At 61.9% G+C, this 18,848-nt stretch carries 19 protein-coding genes; 11 read left to right on the forward strand and 8 right to left on the reverse strand.

The genetic code is table 11. The annotated features are described in order from the left end of the window. Positions 1-5: 5 nt before the first annotated feature. Together DQG19_RS13605 and DQG19_RS13610 are read right to left on the reverse strand one after the other, a co-directional pair. A complete protein-coding gene (locus DQG19_RS13605; RefSeq protein ID WP_116126808.1) occupies positions 6-1,052 on the reverse strand; it encodes a sialidase family protein in 1,047 nt (348 codons plus the stop codon). 56 nt (positions 1,053-1,108) lie between these two features. Further along, a complete protein-coding gene (locus DQG19_RS13610; protein ID WP_116126809.1) occupies positions 1,109-1,855 on the reverse strand; it encodes an SDR family oxidoreductase in 747 nt (248 codons plus the stop codon). Positions 1,856-2,060: 205 nt separating this feature from the next. Here DQG19_RS13610 and DQG19_RS13615 point away from each other — a divergent pair, with 205 nt between their 5' ends. The 5 genes from DQG19_RS13615 (at position 2,061) to DQG19_RS13635 (ending at position 7,018) form a co-directional block, all read left to right on the forward strand. Beyond that, on the forward strand, positions 2,061-2,858 hold the full coding sequence (locus tag DQG19_RS13615; protein WP_116126810.1) for a transporter: 798 nt from the start codon (positions 2,061-2,063) through the stop codon (positions 2,856-2,858). Between the two features lie 116 nt (positions 2,859-2,974). After that, positions 2,975-3,775 (forward strand): DUF1080 domain-containing protein, encoded by an 801-nt coding sequence (locus DQG19_RS13620; RefSeq protein ID WP_116126811.1) that lies wholly within the window; start codon positions 2,975-2,977, stop codon positions 3,773-3,775. 11 nt (positions 3,776-3,786) lie between these two features. Continuing rightward, on the forward strand, positions 3,787-5,136 hold the full coding sequence (locus DQG19_RS13625; RefSeq protein WP_116126812.1) for a Gfo/Idh/MocA family protein: 1,350 nt from the start codon (positions 3,787-3,789) through the stop codon (positions 5,134-5,136). Positions 5,137-5,142: 6 nt separating this feature from the next. Continuing rightward, positions 5,143-5,511, forward strand: a complete 369-nt coding sequence (locus tag DQG19_RS13630) for a nuclear transport factor 2 family protein (protein ID WP_116126813.1) — start codon at positions 5,143-5,145, stop codon at positions 5,509-5,511. 196 nt (positions 5,512-5,707) lie between these two features. After that, positions 5,708-7,018: a hypothetical protein gene (locus DQG19_RS13635; protein WP_116126814.1), complete on the forward strand. Its 1,311-nt coding sequence runs from the start codon at positions 5,708-5,710 to the stop codon at positions 7,016-7,018. A 6-nt stretch (positions 7,019-7,024) separates the two neighbouring features. Here DQG19_RS13635 and DQG19_RS13640 read toward each other — a convergent pair whose 3' ends face one another. The 6 genes from DQG19_RS13640 to DQG19_RS13660 all read right to left on the reverse strand — a co-directional run bounded on the left by DQG19_RS13640 (position 7,025) and on the right by DQG19_RS13660 (position 11,002). Next, entirely contained in the window at positions 7,025-7,783 is a 759-nt protein-coding gene (locus DQG19_RS13640; RefSeq protein WP_116126815.1) for an SGNH/GDSL hydrolase family protein, read from the reverse strand. 224 nt (positions 7,784-8,007) lie between these two features. Beyond that, on the reverse strand, positions 8,008-8,772 hold the full coding sequence (locus tag DQG19_RS13645) for an SDR family oxidoreductase (RefSeq protein WP_116126816.1): 765 nt from the start codon (positions 8,770-8,772) through the stop codon (positions 8,008-8,010). A gap of 106 nt (positions 8,773-8,878) precedes the next feature. Continuing rightward, a complete protein-coding gene (locus DQG19_RS13650; RefSeq protein ID WP_198661747.1) occupies positions 8,879-9,574 on the reverse strand; it encodes a helix-turn-helix domain-containing protein in 696 nt (231 codons plus the stop codon). Positions 9,575-9,609: 35 nt separating this feature from the next. Next, positions 9,610-9,810: a hypothetical protein gene (locus tag DQG19_RS21230; protein WP_198661748.1), complete on the reverse strand. Its 201-nt coding sequence runs from the start codon at positions 9,808-9,810 to the stop codon at positions 9,610-9,612. A gap of 116 nt (positions 9,811-9,926) precedes the next feature. Next, positions 9,927-10,499, reverse strand: a complete 573-nt coding sequence (locus tag DQG19_RS13655) for a pentapeptide repeat-containing protein (protein ID WP_116126817.1) — start codon at positions 10,497-10,499, stop codon at positions 9,927-9,929. Positions 10,500-10,558: 59 nt separating this feature from the next. After that, positions 10,559-11,002, reverse strand: coding sequence for a hypothetical protein (locus DQG19_RS13660; protein WP_116126818.1), 444 nt, complete (start codon positions 11,000-11,002; stop codon positions 10,559-10,561). Between the two features lie 219 nt (positions 11,003-11,221). Between DQG19_RS13660 and DQG19_RS13665 the strand changes: the two genes are divergently transcribed. The 6 genes from DQG19_RS13665 to DQG19_RS13690 form a co-directional block, all read left to right on the forward strand. Further along, the gene (locus tag DQG19_RS13665; protein WP_116126819.1) at positions 11,222-12,007 is read left to right on the forward strand and encodes a DUF547 domain-containing protein; all 786 of its coding nucleotides are present in this window, start codon (positions 11,222-11,224) and stop codon (positions 12,005-12,007) included. Positions 12,008-12,211: 204 nt separating this feature from the next. Further along, positions 12,212-13,204, forward strand: coding sequence for a type I glyceraldehyde-3-phosphate dehydrogenase (gene gap, locus DQG19_RS13670; RefSeq protein WP_116126820.1), 993 nt, complete (start codon positions 12,212-12,214; stop codon positions 13,202-13,204). A gap of 76 nt (positions 13,205-13,280) precedes the next feature. Beyond that, positions 13,281-14,495, forward strand: coding sequence for a phosphoglycerate kinase (locus tag DQG19_RS13675; RefSeq protein WP_116126821.1), 1,215 nt, complete (start codon positions 13,281-13,283; stop codon positions 14,493-14,495). Between the two features lie 37 nt (positions 14,496-14,532). Beyond that, a complete protein-coding gene (locus tag DQG19_RS13680; protein ID WP_116126822.1) occupies positions 14,533-16,920 on the forward strand; it encodes a GAF domain-containing protein in 2,388 nt (795 codons plus the stop codon). Positions 16,921-17,002: 82 nt separating this feature from the next. Then, positions 17,003-18,070 (forward strand): PhoH family protein, encoded by a 1,068-nt coding sequence (locus tag DQG19_RS13685; protein WP_232826522.1) that lies wholly within the window; start codon positions 17,003-17,005, stop codon positions 18,068-18,070. 373 nt (positions 18,071-18,443) lie between these two features. Further along, the coding region (locus DQG19_RS13690; protein WP_157974505.1) for a hypothetical protein at positions 18,444-18,848 on the forward strand (405 nt) is incomplete at its 3' end.

Raw genomic sequence — 18,848 nt, forward strand, 5'->3', positions numbered from 1 at the left:
AGGACCTATTCGCCCGCGAAAAGTGCGAAGGCTACATGGCGGATCAGCTTCCGGTCGTAGGTATACACCACGTGGATGCGGCCGTCGGCGGCCCGGATGATGGCCGGGTAGCTGTATTCCCCGTCGGCGTGTCGTTCGAGGTCGAGCAGGGGCGTCCAGTGGCGACCGTCCGTACTGTATTCCACGTCAAGGACGTTGCGGCCGTTGTACCAGTCCGCGCCGCGGGGCAGGGGGTTGTTGACGAGCAGGAAAGAGGTGGGCGAAAGCGTCAGGGCATCCACCCCGGAATTGGAATTGGGTACGCCGAGGGTGTCGGCGGGGCTCCAGTGGTGGCCCCCGTCGGTGGACCAGCTCGCGACCAGGCGGTCGTGGCGGCTGCGGCAGAGCAGTTGCAGGGTGTCGCCGCCGTGCTCCAGGAAGGTCGGCTGAATGATGTCGAATTCACGGGGGTTGGGCACCTCTACCCGCTCCCACCGTCCGCTTGCCTCGGTGAAGCGCTCCAGGTGGACGCGCCAGGCGTCGGTCGCGACGCTCTCGGTACTGCTGCCGCAGAGAATCACGCCGGGCGACACCTCGATGGGCTTATTTCGTATTGGGCCGAGAAAGCCCTCCGGGAGGTACCGCGGAGTCGACCAGCTGTCGCCCGCATCGTCGGAGGTCAGGTAGCCGCCGAACCACTCGCGCGGATTGGGGCCTGCCTTATAAAAAAGGTAAAGCCGGCCGCTACCGCTCAGGAACAGGACGGGGTTCCAGCACGGCAGGGTATCGCCGGCAAGAACGAGCGGCGCGACCAGTCGCTGTGGGGCGGACCACTCCTCCCCCGTACCCCGGGCCGCGTAGATGCCCACGTCCTTCGCCCCCTCGTAGCTGCCCCCGAACCAGGCGGTAAGAAAGTGCCCGGGCGAAACTTCCTCGATCGTGGCGGCGTGGCAGGCGGCCGTGGGCGGGTCGGAGAACACGTCGCGCCGGGTAAGCTCGGTCACGCGCGGTACCTGGGCAGCCGACAGAACGGGCAGCAGGAACAGGGAAGTGAAGAATAGGGAGCGAAGCACGGGCGGCGGGGTGAGGACGACGGCAGAAAGGTACGCCGCGCCGGCCGGTCACCGGTTCATTCGTAGATCATCTTACGGGTCATGCCCCCGTCGATCACGAAATCCTGGCCGGTGACGAATCCGCTGCGCGGGGCCAGCAGGTAGTCAACCAGCTCGGCTACGTCCTGCGGGGTCCCCACCCGGCCGACCGGGTGCTGCTCGTGGTCAGACGTGGTCAGCTCCGCCGGCTCGCCGTCCGGCTGCCAGGGGGTGACGTCGATCCACCCGGGGCTTATGCTGTTGACGCGCACGTCGGGTCCCAGGCTGACGGCCAGGGCGTGCGTGAGGGCGAAGATGCCGCCCTTGGAAGCGGCGTACGACTCCGTGTCCGGTTCCGACATGAGCCGCCGCGTAGACGACAAGTTCACGATAGCGCCGTGGCGGGCCCGCAGGTGCGGTGCGGCGTACTTCGCACAGAGAAAGGCCCCGGTGAGGTTGGTGCCGATGACGCGGTTCCATTCTTCCAGGGTGAGCTCGGCGAGGGGTTTACGGACCATCGTGCCGGCGTTATTGACCAGGCCGTCGATCCGGCCCCAGGCTTCCATCACCCCGTCGATGGCCGCGCGGACGGAATCCTCGTCGGCGACGTCGGTGACGAACAGGCGGACCTCCCCCACCCGACCGGCTTCGGCCTGGGCGCTGGCCCCGGCGTCGGCATCCTGCTCGAGCAGCGCAACGCGGTACTGCCGCCCGGCCAGGTGGAGGGCGGTGGCACGGCCGATACCCCGGCCGGCCCCGGTGATGAGAACTACGGGTGTTTCCATGATTGCAGGCATTGATCTGGCCTAACGCGGGCCGGGCCTCCGGCGTTCGTCCACCGCCGTGTCCCCTGTGCACCAAGCAGAAACATTATCGATTTTTGTAATATATGACGCCTGCCTGCGCCCGTGCCGAACAAGCGCACCGCTCGCGGGCTTAGTCCGTGACGCGGCGATACGGCTGCGGATTCACCCATATGCTACCCTTCGCATGAAGTATTTCTGCCTCATTCTCCTCCTCGTCCCGGGCTTCCTGGCGGCGCAGTACCGCCCGACCATCGTCACCGGCCGGCCGGGACAGGCCATCGGCGGCCTCACCGTGGGCCGGCAGGTGTACCAAGTACAGACCGGCCTCAACATCGGCTGGGTGGGGGACGATCCGGACCGGGTACAAAACTTTACCGAAACCACGGTACTGCGTGTGGGGCTACTAAAACACCTGGAGGTCAGTGGCGTACTCGGCGTATCGTCCGTGGAGTCGGTCACGCCCACCGGCCGGATCCGGGAACGCGGCATCAGCAATACCCAGATCGGGGCCCGGTATAACTTCCTGCAGAACGACGGCTGGCGGCCCTCTCTGGCCTTCCAGGGCCGGGCCCTGCTGACCGCCCAGGACGAGGCCTTCCGCCGCGATCGCACCGGGGCGGCCTTCATCGTGAGCGCCGGTTGGAGCCTGACGGACGTAGTCGGATTCACCGCTAACCTCAACCGCAGCTGGACGGGCAACGATACCCGCACTACCGGCTACGTCACCACGCTGGGTTTCTCGCTCTCCGATAAGTGGAGCTCCTTCGTAGAGATGTACGGGGCGCTGAGCGATGACTTCACCACCAACTTCGATGGGGGGTTCGCTTACCTGGTCAGTCCCAACGTGGCCCTGGACGCCTCCGCCGGTTGGGACGGCAACAGCAAGCTGGACAGCTACTTCGTCAACTTCGGTATCTCCTTCCGATTCGATGGCCGCAACGAGGCGGACGACGGGCCCAATTCCCGGATCAACGAGTTCTAGGACCGGCGGACATGCCCGCAACGGCGGTGCCTTACACCGAACAAGCGGCGTACCCCGGCGGGGATACGACACACCGTTTTCCCAAATATTCTATCTTTCTCCCTCAACGTGTCCCTATGAACCGCTACTTACGCCCGTGTTATGGCCTCCTCGTACTGTTGGTCGCTACCGCCTGCTCCGACGGTCCGCCGCCGGCAACGGCCGAGGCCGAGGCCCCATCCGCCGACACCACCACCAGCGAATGGATCACCCTCTTCGATGGGACGTCCACCGAGGGCTGGCGCGGCTACAACGCCGAGGTACTGCCCCCCGGCTGGGTGGCCCGCGACGGCATGCTGCAGTTCGACACCGAAGTGGTGAAGGAGGAAGACTACACGGGTGGCAAGGACATCATCTACGGTGACCGCGAGTTCGACAATTTCGAGCTGGAACTCGACTGGAAGATCCCCCCCGGCGGCAACAGCGGCATCCTCTACCACGTGAAGGAAGGCTACGGCGGACCACCCGAGGTAGCGCCCGAATACCAGCTGATCGACGACGAGCACTACGCCGATATGCACGACCTCAGTGGGTACAATGGTCAGTTTGGCGTCGCTCACCCCGAACAGTTACAGGACTGGCAGTCGACCGGCGCCGATTACGCCATGTATACGCCCGACCCCGACAAGAAGCAGCTCAACCCCGCCGGCGAGTGGAACAGCAGTCGCATCGTCTTTACTCCCGAGCGCGTGGAACACTGGCTCAACGGCGAGCTGCTGCTCTCCTTCGAGCCCTGGTCGGACGACTGGAAGGAAAAGCGCAATTCCGGCAAGTGGAAGGGGGCCCCCGACTACGGGAAGTTCCGGACGGGCTATATTGCCCTGCAGGACCACGGTAGCCCGCTGTGGTTCAGGAACATCCGTATCCGGGAGCTTTAATACCATCCTCCATGCAACGCAGAACCTTTCTCCAGGGCAGTGCCGCCCTCGCCGCCGCCGCCTTACTGCCCGCCTGCGCCACCCGTAGCGGCGGCACGTCCGACGGGCGCCTACGCACCGCCCACATCGGCCTGGGTTTTCAGGGGCGCTCCGACCTGGCCGATATCGCCTCCCACCCCGCCGTCGACGTGGTGGCCCTCTGCGACGTGGACAGCAAGTTCCTGTCGGAGGCCGCGGCCAAGCATCCCGCCGCGAAAACCTACGCAGACTACCGGACCATGCTCCGCGAGATGGGGGACGGCATCGATGCCGTTATTGTCGCCACCCCCGACCATACCCACGCCCCCGCCTCCCTGCTGGCGATGGGCATGGATAAGCCCGTCTACTGCCAGAAGCCGCTCACCCACCACGTCTCCGAGGCCCGGGAAATGGACCGCGTCGCCCGCAAACGCAAGCTCGTGACCCAGATGGGCATCCAGGTGCACAGCTTCTACGACTATATCGTCGCCACCGAGCTGATCCGGAGCGGCATCATCGGCAAGGTGAGCACCGTGCGCGCCTGGTCGCCCAAGAACTGGGGCTACGACGGCCCGAAACCCGACCGCAGCGACCCCGTACCGGAAACCCTCAACTGGAACCTCTGGCTGGGCACCGCTCCGGAGCGGGATTACGTCCAGGACTGGTACCACCCCACCAACTGGCGGAAGTTCCTCGACTACGGCTGCGGCACCCTCGGCGATATGGGGGTACACATCTTTGACACCCCCTACAACGCCCTAGAACTGGACGTACCGCTGACGATCGTCAACGAGTGCCGCCCGCCCAACGGCTACGGCTTCCCCGAGCACAACGTGGTGACTTACGAGTTTCCCGGCACCCCCTACACCGCCGACCGGCTGAAGTGGGTATGGTCCGACGGCGTCGGCGCCCCGGATTCCCACCCCGAGCTGGAGCTGCCGGACGGCGACGAATTGCCCGACCAGGGGGCCGTCTTCGTCGGTGAAAAGGGGCGGCTGCTGCTCCCCCACTTCATGCAGGAGCCGCGCCTCATCGTCGATGGCGCGTACCAGGACATCGCCTCCGAAATCGCCGCGGCGGGCCGTAAGCTCGGCCAGGCCACGCCCGTACGCAACTACGCGTCCGAAAGCCCCAAGCACTATCACCAGTTCGTCGATGCCTGCCTCGGCAAGACCCAGACCAGTGCGCCCTTCAGCTACGCGGCCCGGCTGACCGAGGTGATCCTGCTCGGGGTGATTGCCGGCCGGATGCCGGGACAGACCCTGCACTGGAACGCCAAATCGGCCCGCTTCGACGAAGCCGAGGCCAACCAGTACCTGGAAGGGGCTTACCGTAAATTTTAGTCGCCCATGTCCGTAAAATCCACCTTCGAGCACTTCCGCCAGAGTATGCTGGACCACTCCGACGACTGGCGGGACCTCCTCGCGGAAGACGTCACCCTCACCGGACCCCTGGCCCAGGTAACGGGCAGAGAAGCCTTCATCGAGGTCAATACTCCCTTCTTTGCTTCGGTCAGGTCGAGCGAACTGCACGAGGCGGTCTACGACGGCGACCGGGTAATCACCCGCATCACGACCACGGTAGCGGGGCCCGACAGCAAGGAATTTCCGCTCGCGGTCAGCGAGTGGTACACGATCCGGAAGGGAAAGGTGACCGACCTGACCGTTTACTTCGATTCGGCCGCCCTACGACAGGCCATGCAGGACCACCGCCGGTAGCCTTTGGCTTTCAGAACACTTAGCCGGGGTTTCAGAACATTTAGGGGATATTGAGCCGGTAGGCGAACCATCGTATGGCCATTTCTGCAATATAAGGGGGACTGAAGGGGTTGAAAGGATACTTCACTTACATAGCTAATCCCCTTTATCACTTCACGCGCTATTGCCGCGGAAGTGCACACATTCCCCTCCCAAAATGAAGCAGACATACCTTCTTCTAGCCCTACTGTTTTCGTTTCCGTCCTTTTCACAGACCGGCCCCGGCGGGGTAGGCAACGATAACGGGCGATCGCCCCTCTGCCTTTGGCTGGACGCCGCTACCGTCGACGGAGAGACCGGCGACACCGTAACCGTCTGGAACGACCGTTCCGGGCGGGGGCACCACTTCACCGGAGGCAAGGGGGCCGTCGTGACCCGCGCCGCGGTTAACGGCCACGATGCCCTCGCCTTCGATGGCCGCCATCACTATTTCGATCACCCGTTCACCGCGGCACTCAATCCGGCCACCTTCACCATGTTCTTTGTCTCGAAGGCTGCGAACACCGGCAACTACCAGGCACTGATATCGAGCCGCGACGACACCGGCGAGTCGCGCACCGGCTATATGGTGTACGCCAAGCCCCACTCCAACGACTGGTCGTTTTGGACGGCCAAGGCTACCACCGAATGGTTGCGCCTGACCGGAGAATCTACCGCGGAAAGATGGTCGGGGCAGGTAATCCACTACCAGGGCGGTACCGACGGAAAAGAACTGCAGGTAGCGTGCGCGCCCACAATCCATAGCTCCTCACCCTACCTTCCCAACGTGCGCCGGCCCACCCGCATCGGTGCCGGACTGAACGAGGGAAGTCAGTCCGGCTTCCACTTCCGGGGAGAAATCGCCGAAGTCATCATTTTCGGCACCTCGCTAAACCGCAGCCAGCGGCTGATCGTATCGAATTACCTCGCGGCCAAGTACGATTACGCCCTGCCCAAGGCCTCCAACAGCTACCGGATGGATGACCCGCTGGAGGGAGACTACGATCACGAGGTAGCCGGTATTGGCCGCTTCAACACCTTCGACCTCCACCCCCACGCCCGCGGAGGGGTCGTACGCATGCGGTCCCCTTCGGATCTCGACGACGACGAATTCCTGTTCTGGGGCCACGACGGCGGTTCGATCACGGCGACGCAGACGGCAGATGTCCCGGCCGGGGCCTCCGCCCGCGTGCAGCGCGTCTGGCGCGTGAGTGAGACAAACGCCGCCGGTGAGGTGCCGGTGGACGTAGGTTCGGTGATCGTTTCCTTCCAGCTCAGCGGGCTCGGGGAGATATCTACTAACGACCTTTGCCTGCTGATCGATTCCAACAACGACGGCTTCTTCGACGACGAAACGCCCATCAGCGGGGCCCACAACGTACGGGGTACCACCTTCATGTTCCGCGACGTGACGGCCCTCCGGCACGGTAGCCGCTTCACGGTGGGCCTGCTGAACTCGCAGGGCGCGCTCGCAACCCGCGACCGGTAGCGGTACTCAGTACAGCTTACGAAACGCCTTCATCCACGCCTCCGCCATCCGGTAGCTGCCGGCCAGGGAGGGGTGGACCCCATCGTGACTCCAGTGTTCGGCGGGCGCCTCCTCCAGGGCCTCGTCGAACACCTGTTGGTAGGGCACCCAGGCGGCATCGAATTCCCCGGCCAGCTCCTTGACTACGGTGCGGTATCCGGGAAATTCGGTGCGCCACTTAGCATCCTGTACGCTACTGCCGCCGGGAATGATAAAGGGCTCGGCGATGATAAATTTTACGTCCGGCAACGCCTCGCGGGTGCGCGTCAGCAGCTTTCGGTAGTCGGTGCGGTATACTTCCAGCGTGCCGTCGTAGTTCCCGTTGAGCTTGTGCCAGAAGTCGTTCACCCCGATCAGGATACTTACTACCTGCGGCTTCAGCGCCAGGGCGTCCTGTTCCCAGCGTCCGGCGAGCTGGTAGACCTTGTTGCCGCTGATGCCGCGGTTGTACCAGCTGAGGTCGGTGGCCGGGTAAGTATTCAGCAGCATAGCCGCGGCCAGCAGGGAATATCCCACGCCGGTACCGGCCGTGTCGTTGGCCTGGTTCCGGCCGCGGTCGCGGCCGGCGTCGGTGATGGAGTCGCCCTGGAAGAGGACGGTAAGCGATCCGGGTACTTTCGCGGCGGGGGCGGGGGCGGGGGCCGTTGCGGCCAGTGCGGCACCGCCCGCCAGCACGGCGGGGCTCAGCGCGGCGGTACGGAGGAAGGAGCGACGGTTTTGCTGCATGATCAATAGCTTGGTTTGCCACCAAGGTAAGTCCTGCTGCTTATCTGGATGGGTGTCCGGCCGCGCCCATATCGCGATAGCATTGCGTAGCGCGGAATTCCGCTGCAGAAATGTGGCACCGGTGCTGTACGTTCCGTCAGTGCGGTGGACCGGATGCCCCGTCTACACGTACGGCAGCCCCACTCCTTGCGGAACGGGGCTGCCAATAACCCTTGGTGGAAACACTAAAGCATCATGCCTCCGGAAGCCTCGATCCGTTGGCCGTTGATCCAGCGGCCGCCCTCCGAGCAGAGGAAGGCAACGATGCTGCCAATGTCCTCGGCCTGCCCTACCCGGCCCAGGGCCGTCATATTACTGACGTGCTGGTTCATCTGGGCGTTGTCACGAACGCGACCGCCGCCGAAGTCGGTAGCAATGGCACCGGGCGCCACGGTATTGGCCCTGATCTTCCGGTTCCCCAGCTCCTTGGCCAGGTAGCGGGTGAATACCTCGATCGCCCCCTTGGCCGAACCGTATACGGCCGAACCGGGCAGGGCGAAGCGTGCCAGTCCCGAGCTGATATTCACGATACCGCCGCCGTCGTTCAAGAGCGGAAGGGCCTGCTTGGTCAGGAAAACCACCCCCTTGTAGTGAATATTAATGATGTTGTCGAACGACTCCTCCGTGGTTTCCGCGATGGGCTGGTACAGGGCCACCCCGGCGTTGTTGACCAGGTAGTCGAACTTCCCCTGGCCGGTTTCGGCCTGCAGGTACTGCTCCACCCGGTCGTAGAAGGCGGCGAACGTTCCCACTTTACCGGTGTCCAGTTGCAGCGCGGTGGCCCATCGGCCTTTTGCTTCGATATCGCTCACGACCTGCTCGGCTTCCGCGCGGTTGCTGTGGTAGGTCAGTATGACGTCGATGCCGATGTCGGCGAGGCTGAGCGCCATGTCGCGCCCCAGTCCGCGGCTTCCGCCGGTGACGAGGGCGATTTTAACTTGAGTTGCCATAGTATATTGATTTTGTGGCGTTTAGTACTACCACAAAGGTCGGCTTCCGGCGCGGCGTTTCGGTTGCGCACGACAAAGTAATTGTTGCACCGATCATAGCTACGGGCTATCCGCGAAAGGACTGGGGCGCCACGTCGGTGTGCCGTTTGAAGAAGTTCGAGAAGTGCGCCACTTCTTCAAAGCCGAGGCTATGCGCGATCTCGGATACTGATATATGGCTGTGCTTCAGTAACACTTTGGCCTCCTGCACGATGCGTTCGCTGATCAACTGGGTAGTCGTTTTACCGGTCTGTGTCTTCAGCACCTGATTGAGGTAATTGACGTGCAGGGCGAGCCGCGCGGCGTAGTCCCGGGCGGTACGCAACTGAAGCGGCTCGGCGGGAGACAGCGGGGTGAACTGCCGTTCCAGTAACTCCCGGAACAGGCCGATAATGCGGCCCGAGGCGTTCTGCGGAAGCGGCTCGGCAGGAGCGGGCTGCAGCTTCTGCCCCATATGGATCAACTCCAGCATGTACGTACGCAGCAGGTCGTTACGGTAGGCGTAGTTGGAGGTACTTTCCGTCTGCATCTTCCGAAAGATGGCCGCCGCCTCGGCGGCCTGCGCTTCGCCGATCTCGAAGAGCGGCGTCCCCCCCGGCGTGAAGATGGGCAGCTGATCGAGCCGCGTACCCGTAGCGTTGGCGGCCAGAAAATCACGCGTAAACACGCAAAAGACGCCCCGCGCCCGGTCGCCCTGCGGCAGCCAGTGGTAGGGGATGTTGGGCGTGGCAAACAGGAGCGCGTTCCGCTCCACGGTGATCACCTTGTCAGCGTACTCGGCACGGTTACTTCCCTGGATCAGGCTGATCTTATAGTGTAGGTGCGCCGGTTGTAGGGCATCCGTAGCGGTTCGCCGCCGCGGTACAGTTCCTCCAGGTCGAACACCCCGAACCGCCCGATGGTCCCCGTGCGCCCCTCAACAGCTACCGGGCGCGTGCTGCTGCTATCCGCTACTTTCCGGTAAAATTCCTCGAAGGTGGTGGGTTGCTGTTCTGCCATGGCGGGGTACCTGCAACCCTAACTTCACTTGCCAGGTAAGGGTTGACCGTTGGGCAACTGCCGATAGCCCGACCGCCCGGAATCGGAAAAGAAAAGAAACCAGCAACCAGCCCCCCCTACTCCACCACCACGCCGAAGCCCCGCAGCAAGCCCATTGCCTCCGGCAGCGAAAAGACGGCCCCCCGTACCCGGTTCTTTGTCGGGTCGATGGTGTAGTGCAGGGATTCCCGGAAGTCGGCCTTGCCGAGCTTGCTACGCTCAAAGGTAGCCCCGGACAAATCACAGCCCGTTACGGGGATACCGCTCAGGTCCGCTTCGGTGAAATCAGCTTGCTCCAGCGAGCAACCGACCAACGCACAGCGCTTCAGATTCATCCCGTAAAAGGAAACGTGCCCCATCCGACAGTCCGTAAAGCGCACCGCGAAGCCCAGGGTATCGCAGTCCTCGAACGCAATGCCCAGCAGCTTGCAGTTGGTGAAGTTGACGTCCTGCCACGATGTATTTCCCAGCCTTGCGTTGCTCAGGTCGCAATCGGTAAACTCCGTATCCTGGAAACGGGTGCCGGAGAGGTCAGCCCCCGACAGCCGGCAGGAAACGAAGGAGCAATGGGCAAATTCCCGCCCCGGCAGTGGCGTGTCGGTAAAGTCGCGGTTCTGGAAAGTCTCTTCTTCGATGTAGTTGGCTGACATGGGGGAAAGGTAACCCCCCGAAAGCCGTCAACTTACCGCTTTCCCCTCCCCAAGCCCGCCTAGTCTGCGGTTTCCATCCGGGCGCGCAGGGTCAGCGAACTGAGCAGCTCATAATCGCGGCGGGCAAAGGCTTCGGCGACGGTGGCGAAGGGGAATATGGTCAGCCTGCGGTCGCGGTGGTGCAACCCGATCTTAAGGTGCCCCCCCTCCTCGATCAGGCACCACTCCATCCCCAGCGTACGCTGCAGGTAGCAGCCCCAGGCGGCGGCCAGGGCATTGGCGTAGCGGTCGCGCTGCACGTTAAGCTCTCCGCAGAGGTTGCGGCGGAACCATTCGGCGATCGCGCGTTCCAGGTGGTGGGGGGTGAAGGGATCGGCCGGCCGGTCGGACAGGGCGCGTCGCAGCAGGCGGTGCGCGGTTTCGACGTTGCGGTCGATGAATTTTCGCTGCGCAGGAACCAGGGGTTCCAGGCGCGGAGCGCTGGGGGTGGTCGGAAATTTCATGAGCGTTATGAATGGGGGCAATAGCCCGCCCTTAAAACTGCCCGCAGCCCCGCTAGATTGCTGACTGCGTGATATTTATCCGGCTGGCTGTTCCGGGGCGGCGGTGCGCGGGTGCGGTGCGTCTTTCCGAAGGGCGGCCCGGCGGGCGGGCTTCCACGGGGGGCGCTCGTGAAACCGGGTACCGCGCGCCGGCGTATTTACACCACTAACCCTACCGCCATGTTTCGCCCCTTTCTGCTTCCCCTGTTGCTCCTGCTGAGCGCCTGCTCCACCTACAAGCCCGACGGTACTTTCGACCCCGCCATGGACCCCAACGCCCTCAGCGAGAAGTTTCTGCGCGACCTGCGGGCAGGACGCGACGCTGAAGGCAGCGTCCAGCAACTCGCCGATTACAATCCGGGCAACCTGGCTGCTGCCTTGGATACCCGCGAAAAGCAGCTAGCCTTCTGGGTCAATGTCTATAATGGTATGGTGCAGTACCTGCTGACCAAAAATCCGGAACTGTACGACGACCGGAGCAACTTCTTCGACACCCCCCGCTTCACCGTGGCCGGCCACGAACTCAGCCCCAACGAGATGGAGCACGGCATCATCCGCGGCGGGGAAAACCGGCTCGGCCTGGGGTTCATCCCCCAGTTGTTTCCGAGCACCTTCGAGCGTACCTTCCGTATCCGGGGCGGCGATTCCCGTATCCACTTCGCCCTGAACTGCGGAGCCAGCGACTGTCCCCCGGTAGCGATCTACGCCCCCGCGACCTATAACGAGCAGATCGATGCCCGCGTAAGGAGCTACCTCGCCCAACACTCGGAACTGAAGCAGGAGGACGGCGACGAAGTGCTGGTCACCTCTCCCCTCTTCAGCTGGTTCCGGGGCGACTTCCGCGACCACGACGGCGTTGACGATTTCCTGGTGGATTATGGCGTACTCACCGAGGAGAACAAGAACGTGAAGCGGGAATACGAGGAATACGACTGGACGCTGGAAACGGGAATCTGGGCCGATTAGTCATGCCGGTAGTCGCGAACCGGTCACCGTTGCGGTAGAAACCGGAGATGTCTCCCCTAACTAACCGTAGAATTTACACTAAGTAGGCTACCTTTGAACAATCCGCAGGGCTAGCCTTTATTTAGTCTCCGCCCCGAAGGGGCACCGCACCCGCGGTACCGCCCTATATTCGCGGAATATCCAACTATAAAAACACTCCAACCTATGGCAAAGATTGCAATCAACGGCTTCGGTCGCATCGGACGTATCACCCTGCGTAACCTCCTCGAGAAGGGACTCGACGTAGTCGCGATCAACGACCTCACCGACAACGCCACCCTGGCGCACCTATTCAAGTACGACAGCGTACAGGGCAACTACCCCGGCGAGGTGACCTCGGACGACGATAATATCTACATCGACGGGAAGAAGATCGATGCCCTCAGCCAGCCCGATCCCAGCAAACTGCCCTGGGGAGATCTGGACGTGGACGTAGTACTGGAGTGTACCGGCCGCTTTGTAGACCAGGAGAAAGCCGGTCTGCACCTCAAAGCCGGAGCCAAGAAGGTGCTCATCTCCGCCCCCGCCAAGGGCGACGTGGCGACCGTCGTACTCGGCGTCAACGAAGACGTGATCGACGCCGAAACCAAGATCTACAGCAACGCCAGCTGTACCACCAACTGCCTGGCCCCGATGGTCAAGGTCCTCGACGACGCCTTCGGCGTGGAGAAAGGATTCATCACCACGGTACACGCCTATACGGCCGACCAGAACCTGCAGGACGGTCCCCACAAGGACCTGCGCCGCGCCCGCGCCGCCGCCCTGAACATCGTACCGACCACCACCGGTGCCGCTAAGGCCGTCGGCCTGGTGCTGCCCCACCTCAACGGCAAGCTCGACGGCGGTGCCATGCGCGTACCGGTACCGACCGGATCGCTCACCGACCTGACCGCCATCGTCAAGCGTGACGTGACCCTCGAGGAGGTCGATAACGCCTTCAAGGCCGCCGCCGAAAGCGGTCCGCTGAAGGGCATCCTGGCCTACGTCGACGCGCCCTACGTCAGCAGCGACATCGTCGGCAGCAAGTACAGCAGCCTCTACGACAAGGACCAGACCATCGTATCCGGCAGCCTGGTGAAGGTCGTCGCCTGGTATGACAACGAAGCCGGCTACAGCGCTCGCCTCGCCGACCTCTGCGAGCGGATCTCCAGCCTGTAACCCACCGAAATATTCCGAACCGGGGCGCACCAATCGCGGTGTGCCCCGTTTTTCTTTGCCAACACACCCCACAACTATGAAGCTTCAGGACCTAGATGTAACCGACAAGACCGTACTCGTACGGGTAGACTTCAACGTACCCATCGACGAAGACGGGCAGGTGACCGACGACACCCGTATCGATAAAGCCGCCCCTACGATCCGCCACCTGCTGGAGGAGGGCGCCGCCGTGGTACTGATGTCGCACCTGGGCCGGCCGCAGCAGGAAAAGCTGGAAGACGGTACCATAGACAAGGAGAAGTTCACGCTTCGGCCAGTGATCACCACCCTGGAGGATCACATCGGATGTCAGGTGACCTTCGTGGAAGACACCATCGGCGAAGAAGCCAAGGCAGCGGTGGCCAAGATCGAGCCCGGACAGGTGATTCTGCTCGAGAATACGCGCTTCTACGCCGGCGAAGAGAAGGGAGACGAGGACCTGGCAAAGGCATTGTCCGAACTCGGTGATATCTACGTCAACGATGCCTTCGGTGCCGCCCACCGGGAGCACGCCTCCACGGCGACGGTGGCCAAGTTCTTCCCGGCCGACAAGAAAAGCTTCGGCTTCCTGATGGGGGCCGAGCTCGACGGCGCCGACAAGCTGCTCAACCACCCCGCCCACCCGGTAACCGCCATCGTGGGTGGCGCCAAGGTGAGCGACAAGATCCTGCTGCTGGAAAAGCTGCTCGACTTCGCCGACAACATCATCATCGGAGGCGCCATGGCCTATACCTTCAGCCTCGCCAAGGGCGGAAAGGTGGGCAAGTCGCTCGTGGAGCGCAACAAAACCGACAACGCCCTGGAGCTGCTCAAGAAAGCCGAGTCCAAGGGGACCACGATCTACCTGCCCCTCGATACCGTGGTCGGCAAGGAGTTCAGCAACGACACGGTTTCCAAGGTGGTACCCGCCGGGGAGATCGAGGACGAGTGGCAGGGCCTCGACATCGGCCCCAAATCCGTAGAGAAGTTCTCCGAGGTTATCGCCGGAAGTAAGTCCATTCTCTGGAACGGCCCCATGGGCGTCTTCGAAATGAAGAACTTTGCCAAGGGAACGAACGCCATCGCCGAGGCCGTAGCCCGGGCGACGGAGGAAAACGGTGCCTACAGTCTCATTGGTGGCGGAGACTCCGTGTCCGCCATCAACCAGGCCGGGCTCGCCGACCAGGTAAGCTTCGTTTCCACCGGCGGCGGTGCGATGCTCGAACTCCTCGAAGGCAAGGAGCTGCCCGGCATCAAGGCGATTAACTCCTAAGACGAACCCTTTGCCGCCACCGGGGCGTTTGCCTTGCATGGAGGTAGAGCTTTACATCGATACGGACGGAAAGCGAGGGGGAATCCCCCTGCAGTTTCAGGACACGGCGTTCGGTGAATCCACCGTACACGATCCCTTTTCCATTCCGTACGAAAGCCTGCTCTGTTTCGATGCGCTGATCCGGGAAGTGGAGGGGCTACAGCAAGCCGGCGACGGCGGGACGCGCTTTCTGGCCGGGGAGATCCTCCGCCGGCTCGAAGCGGCTCCCGAACTGCGGGGTCCGATCCGCGACCTCTCCCTGCTGCAGCAGCACCAGGAACTTATCGGCCTGCTCCTTGCCTTCCTGATCTCTCCGGTTGACCGACAGACCGACCTGTTCAAAATTTCCCGCCCCTTTCACTTCGAGCCCCTGTTCGTGGGCAAGCGGTTACAGGAACTGGTGGGTAAACGCGACGTATGCTACACCTTCGGCGACCGCCGCGAGGAGGTGCTGCGCAAGCACCTGATCGCGGTAGGCTGCTCGATCCTGGAACAGTGCTACGGCGTAGAAGTAGAGATCCATACCCAGGCGATGCTGACGGTGCCGAATCCGGAAAATGGGCTGCAGCGTTTTTACAAACCTACCTTTAATGAGCGCTACACCGAGGTATTCGTAAAGGGAGCGTTGCCCGCGCTCAGTGCTGCGGACATCCGCCGGCTGCTCAACAACCTCCACGATACCGAACTGTGGCTCCGCCTGCTGCCCGCGGACCGCTTCGGGTTCAAGGGCTTTCAGCTCGCCCGCTTGCGAGAGGTGACCGAAGAAGAAAGCCTCAGCCGGCTGAAGCACCGGCTCATCAGTCGTGATGCCGTGCTGGACGTGGAACGTGTAAAGGAACTGGCCAACCTAGTCCGGCTCCACTTCCAGCGGCCCCACCTGCAACTCGGCCTGACCGCCGTTGATTACCCCACCGAACGGGCGATCGACCACGAGTACCGTATCCGCTATAACCTGCTCGCCGACGAAGTCGACCGCCTGACCGACCGCAACTACGCCGGCAGCATTTACGACCGCGTGTTCCGGAGCGGGGAAATGATGGTGGTGCAGGACTTGCGCGAGCTTTCCTCGACCACCCTGCTGGAGGACAGGCTGATCGACCTGGGCTACCGCAGCATGCTGCTGGCGCCCCTCCTCAGTCAGGAAAAGCACGTCATCGGGCTGGTAGAACTGGCAAGTCCCGTGCCCTACGCGCTGAACGCCTTCATGGAGCACAAATTCGAGGAGATCCGTGGGCTGTTCCGGACCGCGGTCGAGCGCAGCCGGGAATACATCAACAACCTCATCGAAGTGATCATGCGCGAGCAGTTCACCAGCCTCCACCCGACCGTGGAGTGGCGCTTTACCGAGGCGGCCTTCACCATGTTGAAGCGCAAGGAGGAAGGACTGCCGCAGGTGACCGAGGAGATTCGCTTCCGCAAGGTGTATCCTTTATATGGACAGGCAGATATCGTAGGCAGCAGCAACCTGCGCAATGCCGCGATCTACCAGGACCTGATCGACAACCTGCGGGCGGGGCGCCTTATCCTGGCGCGGGCCCTGGACCTGGTGGACTTCCCCATCGTCGACCAGGTGATGCTAGCCCTCGACCAGCACCTGACCGTACAGATGGAAGCCTTCGACAACAGCCACGAGATCCGGATGGGCGACTTCATCAACAAGCAGTTGTCGCCGCTCATCCGGCAGGTTGGCGAACAGCTTCCGGAGTTGACGGAACTGTACCAGCAGTACCAGGAGTTCCTGAACCCGGAGCTGGGACTATTCTTCCGCGTACGCCGGGATTACGAACAGAGCGTCAACACCCTTAACCGGATGATTAGCGATTTCCTGACGGAGCGCGACCTGGCGGCCCAGGAAGTCCTCCCCCACTACTTCGAGAAGTACAAAACGGACGGCGTGGAGTATGAGATCTACGCCGGACAGAGCCTGCTCAAGCGACAGAAATTCTCCCGGATTCACCTGCAGAACCTGCGGCTGAGCCAGCTGGTGGACCTGTGCCAGCTCACCCGGAAGGTGGAGGCGCTCAGCGGAGAACTGCCCATGCCCCTCCGTACCGCCCAGCTGGTGTTTGCGTACACCACGCCCCTCAACATCCGCTTCCGGATGGACGAGAAGCGGTTCGACGTGGACGGGGACTACAACGTGCGCTACGAGATCCTTAAGAAGCGGATCGATAAGGCTACCATCCGGGGCGGCGCGGAACGGCTTACCCAACCGGGCATGGTAAGCATCGTGTACTTGCAGGACCGGGACCTGGAAGAGTATGAGGGATACCTTCATTACCTGCATCAGGCGAATTTTATCGCGGGTGAAATCGAACACCATGTGCTGGATCCCCTTCAGTCGGTTAATGGACTGAGAGCGTTGCGGTTCCGGGTGCGTACGTAAGGATCCGCCGCAACTTTGGATTACCAATATCAGTTTACTAGCCAGTCGCCGCGGCCTATTCCCGCGGCCAAACTTTCTACGTTTGAGCGAAATCGTAATGTCCATTAACGGGGTCGACCCCGTAGAACTTCTTGGCGAAAACAACAAGAAGCTCAACCTCATTCGCGAGGCCTATCCCCAGGCCACGGTGACCCAGCGTGGCACCAACGTCAAGATCAAGGCCGAGAAGCCCGAGGCTCAGCAGATCAAGCATCACCTGGAACTGATGATGCGCCTGCTGCAGGATAACCGCGAGTTGAGTACCCATACCGTGGAGGATTTGCTGGCGGGGGAAAACCCCTTCCAGACCCGGCTCGGTACCGGCAATCAGAACAAGACCATCGTCTTCGGACGTAACGGAAGGCCGATCAAGGCCCGCACCCCCAATCAGCTCCTGATGATCGAGTCGGCGGAGGCCAACGACATCGTGTTTGCCGTGGGTCCGGCGGGAACCGGAAAGACCTATACCGCCGTCGCCCTGGCGATCCGTGCCCTCAAAAACAAGCTGGTAAAGAAAATCATCCTCACCCGCCCCGCGGTGGAAGCCGGGGAAAGCCTGGGCTTCCTGCCCGGCGACCTGCAGGACAAGATCGATCCCTACCTGCGGCCCCTGTATGATGCCTTGGACGACATGCTCCCGCGGGACCGGCTCGACAAATTCCGGGAAGACGGTACAATAGAAATCGCCCCCCTCGCGTATATGCGGGGTCGAACGCTCGATAACTGTTTCGTCATCATGGACGAGGCGCAGAACACCACGACCTCACAGATCAAGATGTTTCTGACCCGCCTCGGCCCCTCGGCCAAATGTATCGTGACGGGTGACCTCAGCCAGGTCGACCTTCCGCGCAACCAGGTTTCCGGCCTGCGGCGCGCCATTAAGCTGCTGGCTCCCATAAAGGGCATCAAGGTCATCCGGCTCAGCGCCGAGGATGTCGTCCGCCACCGCCTGGTCAAGGCAATCATCAAGGCCTACGACGCCGATGATGAAGCGGAAGGCCGCGGGCGTTTCGGGCCGCCACCAGACAGCACCTACGAGCGTCTGGGCCCTCCGGGACGTAGCCGAAGGGACGATAATTTCCCCGATTTGGATATAGATGAAGACTCCTAATACGTATAACGTATTACGGATTTGCTGAAAGCCAGTGGTTCAAACCACTGGCTTTCAGTGTTTTAGGAAAACATTTTCGGTTTAGTCCCCCAAAATTGCTTTAATATCGACCACTTTCTGCCGAGGTCTTGGCCCGGATGTGGCCGCATATTTGAATCATCAACAGCGGATAACCACGCTACTCTCATGAAAAAACAAACACTAACCTCCTCCCTAATCAGGTCCTCCGGGATCACAACAACACACTACCATGGTAGAAGATATCATCCTGTGATCTAGCGCTTCGACGCTATCCACACTCTGTTTTTGCTTACATGCAGTCTTATTCTTTTTTCTCCACATCATCTCTCATCTCCAATAATACATTCTCATAATGGCCTTTTTCAACGACCTCATCTCCCCCGAAGTACTCAACACCGCTCAAGCCGCGGTTGACTACCTGCAGCACCTCACCAGCAACATCGTTGTCGAGGACATCATCACCTACGCCAACAACATCGTTGTCGAGGACATCATCACCCGCGGCCAGGAAGTAGCCGGCCACAACATTGTTGTCGAGGACATCATTACCCGCAGCCAGGAACTGGCCTCCAGCAACATCGTCGTCGAGGACATCATCACCCGCAGCGCCGAGGTAGCCTCCAACAACATCGTCGTCGAGGACATCATCACCCGCAGCGCCGAGGTAGCCTCCAACAACATCGTCGTCGAGGACATCATCACCCGCAGCGCCGAGGTAGCCTCCAACAACATCGTCGTCGAGGACATCATCACCCGC

It is taken from the genome of Lewinella sp. IMCC34183 (genome assembly GCF_003390915.1).
Lineage (GTDB): Bacteria > Bacteroidota > Bacteroidia > Chitinophagales > Saprospiraceae > Neolewinella.

What these genes read in the sequence shown, in the direction of transcription:
- DQG19_RS13675 (WP_116126821.1), top strand. Translation starts at nt 13,281, where the DNA reads ATGAAGCTTCAGGACCTAGATGTAACCGACAAGACCGTACTCGTACGG.
- DQG19_RS13640 (WP_116126815.1), bottom strand. Translation starts at nt 7,783, where the DNA reads ATGCAGCAAAACCGTCGCTCCTTCCTCCGTACCGCCGCGCTGAGCCCC.
- DQG19_RS13625 (WP_116126812.1), top strand. Translation starts at nt 3,787, where the DNA reads ATGCAACGCAGAACCTTTCTCCAGGGCAGTGCCGCCCTCGCCGCCGCC.
- DQG19_RS13655 (WP_116126817.1), bottom strand. Translation starts at nt 10,499, where the DNA reads ATGTCAGCCAACTACATCGAAGAAGAGACTTTCCAGAACCGCGACTTT.
- DQG19_RS21230 (WP_198661748.1), bottom strand. Translation starts at nt 9,810, where the DNA reads ATGGCAGAACAGCAACCCACCACCTTCGAGGAATTTTACCGGAAAGTA.
- gap (WP_116126820.1), top strand. Translation starts at nt 12,212, where the DNA reads ATGGCAAAGATTGCAATCAACGGCTTCGGTCGCATCGGACGTATCACC.
- DQG19_RS13610 (WP_116126809.1), bottom strand. Translation starts at nt 1,855, where the DNA reads ATGGAAACACCCGTAGTTCTCATCACCGGGGCCGGCCGGGGTATCGGC.
- DQG19_RS13630 (WP_116126813.1), top strand. Translation starts at nt 5,143, where the DNA reads ATGTCCGTAAAATCCACCTTCGAGCACTTCCGCCAGAGTATGCTGGAC.
- DQG19_RS13680 (WP_116126822.1), top strand. Translation starts at nt 14,533, where the DNA reads ATGGAGGTAGAGCTTTACATCGATACGGACGGAAAGCGAGGGGGAATC.
- DQG19_RS13660 (WP_116126818.1), bottom strand. Translation starts at nt 11,002, where the DNA reads ATGAAATTTCCGACCACCCCCAGCGCTCCGCGCCTGGAACCCCTGGTT.
- DQG19_RS13665 (WP_116126819.1), top strand. Translation starts at nt 11,222, where the DNA reads ATGTTTCGCCCCTTTCTGCTTCCCCTGTTGCTCCTGCTGAGCGCCTGC.
- DQG19_RS13620 (WP_116126811.1), top strand. Translation starts at nt 2,975, where the DNA reads ATGAACCGCTACTTACGCCCGTGTTATGGCCTCCTCGTACTGTTGGTC.
- DQG19_RS13645 (WP_116126816.1), bottom strand. Translation starts at nt 8,772, where the DNA reads ATGGCAACTCAAGTTAAAATCGCCCTCGTCACCGGCGGAAGCCGCGGA.
- DQG19_RS13615 (WP_116126810.1), top strand. Translation starts at nt 2,061, where the DNA reads ATGAAGTATTTCTGCCTCATTCTCCTCCTCGTCCCGGGCTTCCTGGCG.
- DQG19_RS13635 (WP_116126814.1), top strand. Translation starts at nt 5,708, where the DNA reads ATGAAGCAGACATACCTTCTTCTAGCCCTACTGTTTTCGTTTCCGTCC.